The sequence below is a fragment of the Pragia fontium DSM 5563 = ATCC 49100 genome, from assembly GCF_900112475.1.
Classification (GTDB): Bacteria; Pseudomonadota; Gammaproteobacteria; order Enterobacterales; family Enterobacteriaceae; genus Pragia; species Pragia fontium.
In genome coordinates, this window is record NZ_FOLW01000004.1 from 245,208 (window position 1) to 257,999 (window position 12,792).

Genomic DNA, 12,792 nt, shown 5'->3' on the forward strand with positions numbered 1-12,792 from the left:
TTTTAACTTATTGATAACAAATAGATAGATGATACGGAGTAAAGCGAATCACCAAACCACGTCTGTCTATAAATCAGACGTGGTTTGGTCGCCAACGTTATTGAATAAACTGTTCGAGCTGCTCAAATATCTGTAGGTTTTGGCTGTATTTGACCTGCTGTACGTCCTCCAGCTTTTCTACCTGACTGACCATTTGGGGCAGGCGTTGATCGTTTTGTACCAATAACCATATTCGGCTCTGGTTGCTCTCTTTCATGGGTAGACACAGGATGCCTTCGACGTTGAATGCCCTGCGAGCAAACAAGCCACAGATGTGTGACATTACGCCGGGGTGATTACAGACAGTGAGCTCTAAAGCAATAGAGTGATTTTGTTGTGTCATGGTTAAGCTCCAATCATTTCGATATTAGCGGCACCCGGCGGTACCATTGGGAATACTTTCTGGTTAACGTCAATTAAGGCATGAATTAAACAAGGTCCAGGGCGATTAATGGCGGCTGCCAAGGCTTTCTCTGGATCGGATTCGGTATTGAGATCGCAAGTATCCAAACCAAACCCAGCGGCGATTTTGACAAAGTCCGTTTGATAGGGATAAGCCGCGGCAAAAATACGTTGCTGATAGAACAGGGTTTGTTGCTGATGAACCAAGCCCAGAGCCTGATTGTTCATCAAGATGATTTTAATATCCAGATTGTGTTCTACCGCGGTGGCCATTTCTTGAATGTTCATCATCAAACTGCCATCACCCGAGAAACACAGCACTTTGCGTGTTGGTTCCGCTAACGCCGCGCCAATGGCTGCGGGTAAGCCAAATCCCATGGTGCCTAAACCGCCAGACGTTAACCACTGGCGCGGTCGGCACAGCGGATAAGCTTGGGCAACCCACATCTGATGTTGACCAACATCGGTGGTGATAATCGCATCTTTATCGACGCAGCGCGCTGCGGCTAATACCAAACCATAATGGCTTAACGGATTATCGGCATCAGGCATATTAAATGGATGCTGTTGTTTGATGTTATTGACCACATTTAACCATGCGGTACGAGGCTGCTGCTCTATCTGCGGCAACAATTGCTGTAAAACCTGACCTGCATCGGCATGGATCGCGATATGCGGCTGCCTGATTTTACTCAGTTCTGCACGGTCAATATCAACATGAATAATACTGGCGTTTGGACAAAACTGTTCAGCTTTACCAATGGCTCGATCGTCAAAGCGAGCGCCGATGACGATGAGTAGATCGGCTTCCTGTAGGATAAGATTGGTACTGCGTGCGGCGTGCATCCCCAACATCCCTAAAGATAATGGATGGCTGGTTGGTACCGTACCTAAAGCCATAAGCGTCATCGTTGTTGGTAAATTAGCGCGTTCCGCCAGCGCCAGCGCTGATTCATGGGCGTTGGCACAAATAATACCGCCACCTAAATACAGCACCGGACGCTTGGCCTGATTAATCATATCGGCGGCCTGTTTAATTTGGTTGATATCAAACAGTGGGGCGCTATCCATTACCGGCATAGGCGGTAATGCTGATAGCTCAATGGTAGCGGTTTGAATATCTTTGGGAATATCAACCCACACCGGGCCCGGACGGCCAGATTCAGCAATACGAAAAGCCTCACAAATAACGTTGGGCAGGTCGTTAATATCGCGCACTAAGTAGTTGTGCTTGGTGATAGGAATAGAAATACCGTAAGTATCAACTTCCTGAAAAGCATCAGTCCCGATCATGCCGGAAGAAACTTGTCCGGTAATACAAACTAGCGGAATGGAATCCAGCTTAGCATCGGCAATCGCGGTAACCAGATTAGTTGCCCCAGGGCCGCTAGAGGCAATACAGACTGCTGCTTTCCCGCTGGTTCTGGCCATACCTTGAGCCATAAAGCCTGCACCTTGCTCATGGCGAGCCAAAACATGGTGAATAATGCTGCTTTGACTGAGTGCATCATACAATGGTAACGCTGCGCCTCCGGGTATACCGGCGACGGTGGTAATACCTTGACGCTCCAGCAAATAAACAATTAATTCAGCGCCCGTCATGCGGGTGGGGTGTTGAGGCATGCCCAAAGAAACCATAGCTTATATCCTTTCATTAAGCCGGTACACTCGGAGCAGGGCGTCTAGAAAAGAGAAACCCCGCTCGGTTTGCGCCGGCGGGGTTTTTGAAATCAATGCGTTGATTCGGACCCGTTACGGCGCACTGCCGACGACCACCACCACACGCACGACGACTACCGCAGCAGGTTGCGCGGTAAAGAGAAGAGTCGAAGTGAATTGAGCTGGGATCACAGGGTAACCTTATCAATCAGTAAAATTTAAAGTGCATTTATAAAAGCACAGCTCAAAAGGTAGGACAATAGATTTATCGATAGAACGTTAAGAAAGAATAAAAAATGAGAGATTTGTCACTATATGAATGGCGTTGTGAACGAATAAATTGGGGAAATATGACAAATAAGCCACATAGGATAGCAACTGACCAACAGGGTTTATCTTTTACGGAGGTGCCTCATTGCCCAGAGCTACGCTGACGTGGACATAAACTGGTCATATCTTCAATTCAAACGCCGATGAGGCTTTAAGCTGTCCATTAACGACAATATCAACGCGATGATGCCCGGCATAATAGGCTCTGACACCTACGGCTTTAACAGCATGAGTCTTGCTAATATGTTTAGTCTCATGAGCATTTAATTTCAGTGATGCTAAGCGAAATGCTTTTGGAATCGTTCGACCATTATGACGAACATGATGAATAATATATTCAACTGTTAAATCATGATGAGCCGTATCCGGATTTATCATAGCCACTTCCATCTTGATTGATTCACCAAGCTGAATCTCTTTTGGCGTGATATCAAAATGTGAGACTTCTATAATCTCACCGCCAGTTGCCCCAATTAGTGTTAAGGCCTTTTGATTGCCCGCTTTAATCAGGCTTCTTAATGCTCTCTTGATAATTTGAGTTGTTTCAGGGGTTGAGCTTTCAGACTTCCAACGTTCTAGCGTTTCAATGATTAAATCCGGCCAGTCTTTTGAAATATCATTAAGATTATTCCCTACTGATTTTCGGACGTAATCACTAGGATCTGAGCGTAATATTTCCAGAATCGCTAAAACAGGCTTTGGATCATCAATAAAACATTGGAGCTTAGGTGCCCAAGGTAAACGAGGACGAATTCCCTCTGATGCTGCACGTCTTAAATGAAAATTTGAACTTCTTGCCCACTCACCAAGAGTCCCCATAGTGTATTCATAATGTTGTTGAATAAATGGACGAACTGCATATTCGGCAGTATGCCGCTTAGTAATCTCTGCCAGCGCAGATAAAGAAGCCTCAGGAAAGCTTAATCCAAACTCCTCAACGAATCGTGCGATAGGCATCAGATACCAGCCTTCGTTAAACATCCCGGCATCTTCAGCTAATTCATCGCCCAACGAATCAACAATGATATTGATAGCGGTAGGATAGTCCTGTGGTAGCTGTTTACGTAATTCATCTGCAAGTACATAGACCCTATCTTTAAGTTCTAATGGGCCAATTTTCGTCTGCACTTTTGAGGCGTAATCATTCGTATCAATTTGATGTAATGGATTAATCATCTCAGCGATAATTTGCGCACATTCACTGTTGTAATACTTTTTGTGTCCAGTTTCAGCCTTTGCCATAGATCTCGCTCTTTAATGATTACGCTATAGAGATATTTATTAATATCATACTGTTATATCTAAATCTCATATTTTATTCATTTTTTGCATCCATATATTCTGAAGCGTAAGGTTACGACCAAGAGGAAATTCTTTCCCCACCACATGAGAACGAACGCTATGCAGTAAAAAGAATAAAACGGATAGACACCCGGTTAAATTTTCAAACGTTGATACTTGAATGTTGTACTAGTTCACGGGTATTGTAGAGACACATATCCTATTTAGGTTTTTTGGAGTTTCACTTGTCTTCATCAAGGATTCAATTTTATGGCGGCCCGTTAATGGTATTAGTGCCGGCGGTCATATTTCTTATTGTTGCCGTGTATCTGTTTATCTTTCAGAAAGCATTCGACATGACCGGCCTGGCAATGGGCGGTTTCTTAGGCGTGATTATTGGTTCTTTTCTGGCTAAGAACTCAGTAGATTATTGGAACGGTGCTATTGCGGGTATCGCAACACCACTGACCGGTATTTTGGTGTGTATCTTGGTGTTGGCTGGTATTTTCTCCTCAATGATGAAAACCGGGGGCATTGCCAGTGGCTTTGTCTGGTTAGGTTCTCAAACTGGGATTACCGGAGCGCTGTTCTGCACGTTTACCTTTATTGCAACGGCCATCATCGCTACGGCAACGGGTACATCGATAGGGACTATTTTTGCCGCGGTACCGGTGTTTTTTGCCGCAGGCGTTCAGTTGGGCGGCGATCCGGCTATGTTGGCCGGGGCGATTCTTAGCGGCGCTATTTTTGGCGATAATCTGGCACCGGTTTCCGATGTCACCGTCATTTCAGCCAGTACGCAAACTTACCAAAATGGTGAAACGGCTGAAGTGGGTGGGGTCGTGGTGTCACGTAGTCCTTATGCGTTATTGGCCGGTGCATTGGCTATTCCTTTTTATATGCTGTTTGGCGGCGGCGGTACCATCAATACGGTACTGATGGAGAATGCTTCAGCTAATGGATTGGTGATGCTGATACCGGTTATTATTCTGGTGGCAGTGGCTATCTATTCTAAAAATATTTTCCTGGCATTAATCACCGGTATTATTTCCGGCATTTTGCTGGGTTTATTCACCGGGCGACTGGGGATGGAACAGATTCTTGCGGTGAATGACGGACATCTGGTGGGCATCCTCTATGACGGCGTGAATAGCATGTCAGGGACGATTATGCTTTGCCTGTCCTTGTTTGCCGTTATTGGTCTGCTGGAAAAGAGCGGTGCCATTGCGGCCATGACCAATAAACTGTTGCAGGGTGATAAGAAATTAAGCCCGCGTCGGGCTGAAGTTATTCTGGCTACCGGCTCTTTTGTTTGCTCAACGGTATTTGCTGGTGTCACCAGCGCTGCGCTAATTTTGTTTGGACCAATCGGTGATAAAATTGGCAAAAGTGCCGGACTGCATCCGTTCCGTCGTTCACATATTATGAGTGCGATGGCCAACAGTATCCCGGTTATTTTACCGTTTAGCGCCTTTGTTTTTGTGGTGATGATCGCCGTGAAAAACCAAACTGCGGGCGACATGATTACGCCGTTTACTCTGTTAACCAGTGCGTTTTATCCGTGGGCGCTGTTTATTGTTTTTAGCGGTAGCATTATTACCGGGTGGGGACGCCGTTTCGAAGGTAAAGATCGGAGCGCGCTGAAAACGCTGGATACCGTAATGCCAACCGAGGAAGAGGCGGAGAAAGCGAATGGCCAATGATAGCTTTGAACTTTATGATTTACGCGTAGAAGTGGTGCCAGGTGATAAACCTTATGTCTGCTCTCACCATACCGGGCAAGGATTTAATGTCGAGGGCGAAAACCTGATTTTTCCAGAAGGTGGGCGTTTTTCTCTTTATTCCATGGCGGCATTGTTACCGTTGTTGCCTGCGAAGCAGCGCATGACCCATGCCCATGATTGGATGACAACCGATTCACTCATTGCCTGCCCCGACCCATACTGCGGTGCGCTGTTTAAAATTACGCGTACTGGCATTCGAACGTTTAATCACAGCGATTGTACGGTAGTTCCGCTCAATCAGGATGAGAAATAATCTGTTTACACAGAGGGAATAAACAATGGATAAGCAAATACAACTGACGCCTGACTATCCCATATGCCGTATTATCAACGGTGGCTGGCAGTTATCTGAAGGGCATAAGCTTCAGGGAACGTTAGACGTTGACCCGGTACTTCAGGCCTTTCATCAGTTGGCCGATCGTGGATTTAACACCTTTGACTGCGCTGATATCTATACTGGCGTAGAAGAGCTGATTGGTCAGTTTATTCTGGCGCGTAGAAAAAGCAGCGGTAAGGATGATATCCGGGTTCACACTAAGTTTGTTCCAGATCTGTCAATGCTGGATCAGGTAGACTATCACTATGTGGAGCGGATTATTACCCGCAGCCTGAAACGATTAAATAAAGAGCGTCTGGATTTGGTTCAGTTCCACTGGTGGGATTACAACATTCCGGGATGTATGGATATTGCTGGTCATTTGGTTCGTTTGCAGGAAAAAGGGCTGATTGATAATTTGGGCACCACCAACTTTGATACACTTCATTTACAGCAGCTGATTGATGCAGGCTATCCGCTGGTGAGTAACCAAACCCAGTATTCTGTTCTGGATCGTCGCCCGGAACGTGCCATGGTGGATTTTTGCCTGCGTAATAACGTCAAACTATTGTGTTACGGCTCACTGGCAGGCGGTTTTTTATCCGAAGCCTGGTTAGGAAAAGCCGCACCTGAGAAACTGGAAAACCGTTCTCTGGTGAAATATCGTTTGGTGATTGAGGATTCCGTTGGCTGGGAAGGTTACCAGCAATTGCTATTGTTGATGAAGCAGATCGGTGAACAACGGGGCTGCTCACTGTCGAATGTGGCGGTGCACTACGTATTAAATAAACCGGCGGTGGCTGCTGCGATTGTTGGTACACGCAGTGAGCGTCATATCCAATCTAATGAAACGGTCTTTTCTACGCAATTGTTGGCGGAAGACATCCAACGGATTGATGAATTTTTAGATCGACATAGTATCCCCGCTGGCGAACCGTTTGAGCTGGAGCGCGAAGAGGGCAATAAGCACCGTAATATTATGAAGATGAATCTCAACGACGAATAGTGATGATCTATTGTTCGTATGACTTAAAGCGGTCATGGCTGCTTTCTGAACTGCCCCCAAAGTTGGAGATGATAATCCAATTTTGGGGGATCTCATGAAAACGTCACGAGATAAAGCACCGGCATAATTGACCCCAGAAGTGTTGATAGTGGAGACCTATTTCTAAATATTTTTATTTTTTAATATTAAAGATCGCTCTGCCGGAACTGCATCTTTGAAGTCTTTATCTCTCGCCTGATCAAATCATTGAATTGTTTTAACCAGCCAAGTATTTAATATATTTAATTGGTCTGGCGTATGAAAGTAATGTTCTGCATCTTTTATCTCCAGATTACATGCATATTTATGTACAAAAGATAGCAAGCAATCCTTTTCGCATATGTCATCTTGACTGCCATATAAGATTTCGGTGGACACATTCCATTTAACAATAGGATATGTTTTAACATAACAATAATAGTCCCAGTATAGGGTTGCTCCTATTGGTGTTACAATGCTTTCTTCCTGCTTGAGCTGTTCAGGTGTTATGTTAAACCATGACATCATATTCTCAATCATGCGTTGCATGTCGATTATCGGAGAAAGAAACCATGCCTTTTCTAAAGCCATATCTTGATAGGCAGATAAGCTAAAATAAACGCCCATGCTGATAGCGAATAAGCTAATGCGTTTAGAATAAGCTCTCGCATATTCCATGATGAGATTTAATTCACTGACGCAAATATCAATCTTACATAAAGTATCTTCATCTTTCCGATCTCCATGTTCAGGTAAGTCAAAACTCAAAACTTGATATCCATTTTGAATAGCATGTCTTGCAAATAATTCAATAGACCTATCTGTCTTATTCGACATATTTCCATGAATAGCAATAACCAGTTTTTCAGCCGAAGGCCCCCATAATACCGCTGGTATTTGTTCGATTTTTAAATATTCTTTTCTCATCCTGATAATCCACCCCTTTTAATGCTTTAATCATCTTATGATTGATAGATGGCAAGCAATTCCTGAACCCGCTGAATTAACTCTCTACGTACAGGTTCCGGTGCCAAACACTCACACTTATTGCCGAAGCTAAGTAAAATATTATATCCCTGTTCATCCGCAACAAATGGGAAGCGCACCATCAGTTTATTACTATCGGTTGGTTGAATGTTTTCCTCGCCACAATGTTCAGCTATTCGCTCTCTTAAGGACGCATCAATTAATAAGGTAATATCAATTAATCGCGGATCGATCCATTCTGAACAATTTAACGGGGCGGAATTGAATTCTCGTGGAATAAAGTGCTCATCTAAAAGCGTTAACTGCGACATACGGTAGAGCTTAAACAGCCGGAAAGCCTGTCTGATAAAGCAATATCCCTGTATATACCAATGTCCTTGCTTTAACACTAATTGATAGGGCTCAATGCTTCTGCAAGTCGCTGATCCATTACTGTCTGAGTAGTGAAAGGATAAGCTGCGGCTTTCATTCAACGCTTGTTTAATAATTTCCAGATTAGGTTGTAAGTGGCGATTGCCTGACCAGGTTGTCAGATCGATAGATATTTGATTAGATTTAATTTCGATATCCCGATACAGCTTTTCCGGAATTAGACTTTTGACTTTTGCCAGCGTACCGACCAATTCTTTGGAGGATAACGTGGGGGAGATGCTACCCAACCCCATTAATAGCGTGGCGATATCACCTTGGGTAAACAGCTTTTTATCGACTTTATATTTTTCCATAATACTGATACCGCCGTTAACTCCCGGGTAAGACACCACCGGAATACCTGCTTGTGCAATGGTTTCAATATCTCGATAGATCGTTCTGGGGGTAACTTCAAACATCTCAGCCAGTAGCGTTGCGCTGATTTTTTCACGCTCCAGCAACACCATGATGATGGAAATTAATCGATCTATTTTCACTTCATTCGCCTTAATTTATTTCATCGAATCAAACCCTGACATACTGATGTCAAGGTTAGCATGCCATACTCAAATTCGGAAACTGGCTGATAGTCAGCCGTTAAGTTAATCAGGATGGGAATATGGATTTTTTAGCGAGTTTTCATAGCATTATGCAGCAACAAACGGATATGGCATTAGCAAGCTGTGTTGATAATCAGCCAAATGTGCGGATTGTTAATTTCTACTATCATCCGGATAATCGCGGTGTTATTTATTTTTCTAGCTTTAAAAATAACCCGAAAACGCAAGAGTTTGTACACAATAACCGTGTAGCGATAACGACAATTCCCATTGGGGATACCCAGCACGTCAGGGTTCATAACGCCACCGTGCATAAAAGTGATTTATCACTGTATGACCTGCAAGAAGGGTTTGTCAGTAAAATCCCAAGCTATCAGGAAATTATTGAACAGGCGGGAAGTGAGTTGGATCTGTACGAAGTTCGCTTTGAACAAGCCCAAGTGACTATCGATCATATGACATCCGGTAGCGTGACGGTTGCCTGATGGTTAATGATTGGTGCGTTACTGTTAGCGTTAAATGTGAATAATAAAAAATGCTATTCAGGACGGGAGCACTCATATTAATAAAGGGATAATTACTATCCCTTTTTTTGTTATAAAGTAGAATTTCATTCATTAATTCACTCTTAAAGCGCAAGTATTTCATCTCTTTCCGCAACATTTTGAATACAAGCTTGCTTATAGCATCGTTATTGCGTTGTTCGGCTGTTAGAAATGATGAATAGCAGCTATCTTATTTCTCATACGCATTCAGGATGAGAGGTTGCTTTGAGAATAGGTTTTATTGGTGCGGGTAAAGTGGGGTTTACCTTAGGTAAATACTTCACGTCTAAAGGCGTCAACGTTGTAGGTTACTATAGCCAACATATTGATGATGCCAGAGAGGCGGCTGCGTTTACGCAAACTAACTATTTCAAGGATGCTGAAACGTTGATCGCTGCTTGCGATACGCTGTTTTTAACCGTGCCGGATACGAATATCGTTCAAGTATGGGATGAGATAAAACATTATCCCATTAGCGGGAAAAATATATGCCATTGCAGCGGGGCGCTTTCCGCAGATATATTTGCTGACCTGCAATACTATGGAGCCTATGGATATTCTGTTCATCCTATTTATGCTATCCATGACAAAGACACCTCATTCCAAATGTTTTCAGAAGCTTACTTTACCGTTGAAGGTTGTGATGCTCATATCAGTCAAATCACGATGCTTATTGCTTCCTTGGGTAATTCAGTCAGAATCATGAAGGCAGAGAATAAAGCGTTGTATCATGCGGCTTCAGTGATGGTCAGCAATTTGGTGATTGCGTTAGCCAAAACGGGGTCGGATCTTTTTGCGCAATGTGGTTTTGATGCGCAGTTTTCTGAGAAGGCATGGAATGCATTATTTCTTGGTAATGTAGAGAACATTTGCCACTCAGGTGTGTCAAAAGCGTTAACTGGCCCATTAGAACGCGGGGACATTAACACTATTCGCAAACATCTCGCTTGTTTAAACGATAAACAACGTGAAATCTACGTGACGCTGTCACGGTCATTGCTGAGTGTAGCGCAAGAGAAGCATCCGGACAGAGATTATTCCTTAATAGAAACGGAGTTAAAATAGTGAGAAATACCGTTGTGACAATGCAACAGCAAAAAAATAGTCTGAATAAAATCACTATGTTAACCGCCTATGACTATTCGACCGCCAAACTGATGGATGAGTCGGGTATTGAGGCAATTTTAGTTGGTGATTCACTTGGTATGGTCATGCTGGGTTATCCAGATACCCTTTCCGTGACCATGGAAGATATGATTCATCATAGTAAAGCGGTTGCCAGAGGGGCACAGCGGGCAATGATCATAACGGATTTGCCCTTTATGTCTTATCAGGTTTCCGTTCAGGAAGCGTTATCTAACGCAGGGCGTCTGATAAAAGAAGGACGTGCTCATGCGGTTAAGCTAGAAGGCGGGGAAGAAGTCTGTGCACAAATTAAAGCCATAACTCAGGCTGCCATTCCTGTTATGGGGCATTTGGGATTAACGCCTCAGTCGGTGAATGCTTTTGGCGGGTTCAAAGTCCAGGGGCGTGATGAAGCGGCAGCCCGCAAGATTATTCAGTCGGCTTTGGCCGTTGAAAAAGCCGGTGCATTTGCAGTGGTATTAGAGTGTGTACCGGCAACGCTGGCCTCGCTGATTTCACAGCTACTGGTTATTCCGACTATCGGTATCGGTGCGGGTGCGGGCTGCGATGGGCAGGTATTAGTTTATCAGGATATGCTTGGCATGTATGACGGTGTTGCGCCAAAGTTTGCCAAACAGTTTGTTAATATTGGTGAACGAATGAAAGGCGGTTTTCAGCAGTATATTCAGGAAACCAAAGAGCAAGCGTTTCCAGCAATAGAACATACTTTTCACATTGATGATGCAGTTATTGAAAAACTACAGCGGGAATATGCTTAGCACAATAGGAGCAACGTTTTGGTCCAGATAGTAAAAACCATTAGTGAAGTCAGAGATACGGTTAAAGCGTGGAAAAAGGCTGGATATCAGGTTGGTTTCGTTCCAACGATGGGCTATTTACATGAGGGACACCAAAGTTTGATGTCTGCGGCAAAAGCAGATAATCATAAGGTTGTGGTGTCAATCTTTGTTAACCCCATGCAATTTGGCCCAAATGAGGATCTGGCCAGTTATCCGAGAGATATTGATAAAGACCAGCAACTTTGTCAGCAGGCAGGGGTTGATCTGATTTTTCATCCTGATGCCAGTGAAATCTATGCTGAAGATTTTTGTAGCTTCGTTGATATGACCGGGTTAACAGAAGAACTGTGTGGACGCAGTCGTCCGGCGCATTTCCGGGGCGTTTGTACGGTAGTGAGTAAGCTATTTAATATTGTTCAACCTGACAAAGCCTATTTTGGGCAGAAAGATGCACAACAGTTGGCGGTGATACGCCGTATGGTGCGGGATTTAAATATTGATGTTCAGGTGATTGGTTGTCCTATTGTGAGAGAAGCGGACGGTTTAGCCAAAAGCTCGCGTAATAGCTATCTGAATGCTGAGCAGCGACAGGCAGCGCTTTGCTTGTCTCAGGCTATTTCGTTAGGTCAACAGTTGGTACAACGGGGCGAAAGAAATTGCCAAAAGATAACCTCATCAATGCAATCAATCATTACACAGCAGCCGCTGGCGCGTGTTGACTATATCACCATCGTGGATGCTGAGACGTTAAGACCGATTGAGCAAATTCATCAATCGATATTGTGTGCCATCGCGGTTTACATTGGTAATACCCGATTAATTGATAATTTTATTGTGGATATACATTAAGAGGTTGTCATGGAATTAACAATGCTAAAAAGCAAAATCCACCGTGCAACCGTAATACAGGCTGAGCTGGATTATATTGGTAGTATCACGATCGACCGCGATCTTCTGGATGCGGCAGGTATTTTAGAATATGAAAAGGTGCAGATTGTTAATATCAACAACGGAAGCCGGTTTGAAACCTATACCATTTGCGGAGAGAGGGGCAGCGGTTTGATCTGCCTGAACGGCGCAGCGGCTCGGCATGTTCAGGTGGGTGATAAAGTGATCATCATGTGCTATGCCCAGCTAACGGCGGAAGAGGCGCAGCAACATCAGCCTAAAGTGGTTTTTGTGGATGATGATAATAGCGTGAGTCGTATTTCTCGCTATGAGACACATGGTCGCCTTGAGGATATGGCTTAAATCCGCGCCACCGTGAGTGCTATCCGCTTTTTATTGTGGTGGATAGCACCACCGTATTGTTAACGTAGTATCTATCTAACCTTTTATTTATCAGGATGTTCCTTCTTATGTATTTGGATGGTTAGCTTTTCTATCCGTTCAGCCAACTGTTTGGTCAACATGGTCAACTCGGTATTTTATTAGGAATATCAATTAAGGTTAGTTGCCTGACATTAGCCACAGACTAACGCTTTTTGAATAATGATTAAAATCTGCCAAACTCAATATAGTCATACGGA

14 protein-coding genes are annotated in these 12,792 nt (G+C 43.9%); 8 read left to right on the forward strand and 6 right to left on the reverse strand.

Features of this window, described 5'->3' with window-relative positions:
* Positions 1-97: 97 nt before the first annotated feature.
* The 4 genes from ilvN to BMZ28_RS08630 form a co-directional block, all read right to left on the reverse strand.
* Positions 98-382 (reverse strand): acetolactate synthase small subunit, encoded by a 285-nt coding sequence (gene ilvN, locus BMZ28_RS08615; protein WP_047781084.1) that lies wholly within the window; start codon positions 380-382, stop codon positions 98-100.
* A gap of 2 nt (positions 383-384) precedes the next feature.
* Positions 385-2,079 (reverse strand): acetolactate synthase large subunit, encoded by a 1,695-nt coding sequence (gene ilvB, locus BMZ28_RS08620; protein ID WP_074822389.1) that lies wholly within the window; start codon positions 2,077-2,079, stop codon positions 385-387.
* Positions 2,080-2,193: 114 nt separating this feature from the next.
* Positions 2,194-2,292 (reverse strand): ilvB operon leader peptide IvbL, encoded by a 99-nt coding sequence (gene ivbL / locus BMZ28_RS08625; RefSeq protein WP_071845460.1) that lies wholly within the window; start codon positions 2,290-2,292, stop codon positions 2,194-2,196.
* Positions 2,293-2,550: 258 nt separating this feature from the next.
* Positions 2,551-3,672, reverse strand: coding sequence for a DNA alkylation repair protein (locus BMZ28_RS08630; protein WP_074822393.1), 1,122 nt, complete (start codon positions 3,670-3,672; stop codon positions 2,551-2,553).
* Positions 3,673-3,956: 284 nt separating this feature from the next.
* Between BMZ28_RS08630 and BMZ28_RS08635 the strand changes: the two genes are divergently transcribed.
* The 3 genes from BMZ28_RS08635 to BMZ28_RS08645 are packed head-to-tail and all read left to right on the forward strand — an operon-like array spanning position 3,957 to position 6,817.
* The gene (locus tag BMZ28_RS08635) at positions 3,957-5,414 is read left to right on the forward strand and encodes a Na+/H+ antiporter NhaC family protein (protein ID WP_126467598.1); all 1,458 of its coding nucleotides are present in this window, start codon (positions 3,957-3,959) and stop codon (positions 5,412-5,414) included.
* The gene (locus BMZ28_RS08640) at positions 5,404-5,748 is read left to right on the forward strand and encodes a TIGR04076 family protein (RefSeq protein WP_047781081.1); all 345 of its coding nucleotides are present in this window, start codon (positions 5,404-5,406) and stop codon (positions 5,746-5,748) included. The genes BMZ28_RS08635 and BMZ28_RS08640 overlap by 11 nt, the downstream gene beginning before the upstream one ends.
* Before the next feature lie 25 nt (positions 5,749-5,773).
* The gene (locus BMZ28_RS08645) at positions 5,774-6,817 is read left to right on the forward strand and encodes an aldo/keto reductase (protein WP_047781080.1); all 1,044 of its coding nucleotides are present in this window, start codon (positions 5,774-5,776) and stop codon (positions 6,815-6,817) included.
* Positions 6,818-7,060: 243 nt separating this feature from the next.
* Here the strand turns inward: BMZ28_RS08645 and BMZ28_RS08650 are convergent, their stop codons facing one another.
* Positions 7,061-7,762, reverse strand: a complete 702-nt coding sequence (locus BMZ28_RS08650; RefSeq protein WP_074822397.1) for an alpha/beta hydrolase — start codon at positions 7,760-7,762, stop codon at positions 7,061-7,063.
* Positions 7,763-7,797: 35 nt separating this feature from the next.
* Complete coding sequence (locus BMZ28_RS08655; protein ID WP_074822398.1) at positions 7,798-8,730, reverse strand: helix-turn-helix transcriptional regulator; 933 nt, start codon at positions 8,728-8,730, stop codon at positions 7,798-7,800.
* A gap of 122 nt (positions 8,731-8,852) precedes the next feature.
* Between BMZ28_RS08655 and BMZ28_RS08660 the strand changes: the two genes are divergently transcribed.
* From BMZ28_RS08660 to panD, 5 genes are all read left to right on the forward strand, one after another.
* The gene (locus BMZ28_RS08660; protein ID WP_074822401.1) at positions 8,853-9,278 is read left to right on the forward strand and encodes a pyridoxamine 5'-phosphate oxidase family protein; all 426 of its coding nucleotides are present in this window, start codon (positions 8,853-8,855) and stop codon (positions 9,276-9,278) included.
* A gap of 285 nt (positions 9,279-9,563) precedes the next feature.
* Positions 9,564-10,403 carry a Rossmann-like and DUF2520 domain-containing protein gene (locus BMZ28_RS08665; RefSeq protein WP_074822406.1) on the forward strand — a complete coding sequence of 280 codons (840 nt, stop codon included), beginning with the start codon at positions 9,564-9,566 and terminating at the stop codon, positions 10,401-10,403.
* The gene (panB, locus tag BMZ28_RS08670; protein ID WP_074822409.1) at positions 10,403-11,242 is read left to right on the forward strand and encodes a 3-methyl-2-oxobutanoate hydroxymethyltransferase; all 840 of its coding nucleotides are present in this window, start codon (positions 10,403-10,405) and stop codon (positions 11,240-11,242) included. The genes BMZ28_RS08665 and panB overlap by 1 nt, the downstream gene beginning before the upstream one ends.
* Before the next feature lie 18 nt (positions 11,243-11,260).
* Positions 11,261-12,112, forward strand: coding sequence for a pantoate--beta-alanine ligase (gene panC / locus BMZ28_RS08675; RefSeq protein ID WP_074822412.1), 852 nt, complete (start codon positions 11,261-11,263; stop codon positions 12,110-12,112).
* Between the two features lie 9 nt (positions 12,113-12,121).
* Positions 12,122-12,514: an aspartate 1-decarboxylase gene (gene panD, locus BMZ28_RS08680; protein ID WP_047781074.1), complete on the forward strand. Its 393-nt coding sequence runs from the start codon at positions 12,122-12,124 to the stop codon at positions 12,512-12,514.
* Positions 12,515-12,792: the final 278 nt, after the last annotated feature.

Bases quoted from the DNA above. Each gene is read 5' to 3' on its own strand.
- BMZ28_RS08645 (WP_047781080.1), top strand. From the start codon at position 5,774: ATGGATAAGCAAATACAACTGACGCCTGACTATCCCATATGCCGTATT.
- BMZ28_RS08660 (WP_074822401.1), top strand. From the start codon at position 8,853: ATGGATTTTTTAGCGAGTTTTCATAGCATTATGCAGCAACAAACGGAT.
- ilvB (WP_074822389.1), bottom strand. From the start codon at position 2,079: ATGGTTTCTTTGGGCATGCCTCAACACCCCACCCGCATGACGGGCGCT.
- BMZ28_RS08630 (WP_074822393.1), bottom strand. From the start codon at position 3,672: ATGGCAAAGGCTGAAACTGGACACAAAAAGTATTACAACAGTGAATGT.
- panD (WP_047781074.1), top strand. From the start codon at position 12,122: ATGGAATTAACAATGCTAAAAAGCAAAATCCACCGTGCAACCGTAATA.
- BMZ28_RS08640 (WP_047781081.1), top strand. From the start codon at position 5,404: ATGGCCAATGATAGCTTTGAACTTTATGATTTACGCGTAGAAGTGGTG.
- ilvN (WP_047781084.1), bottom strand. From the start codon at position 382: ATGACACAACAAAATCACTCTATTGCTTTAGAGCTCACTGTCTGTAAT.
- BMZ28_RS08650 (WP_074822397.1), bottom strand. From the start codon at position 7,762: ATGAGAAAAGAATATTTAAAAATCGAACAAATACCAGCGGTATTATGG.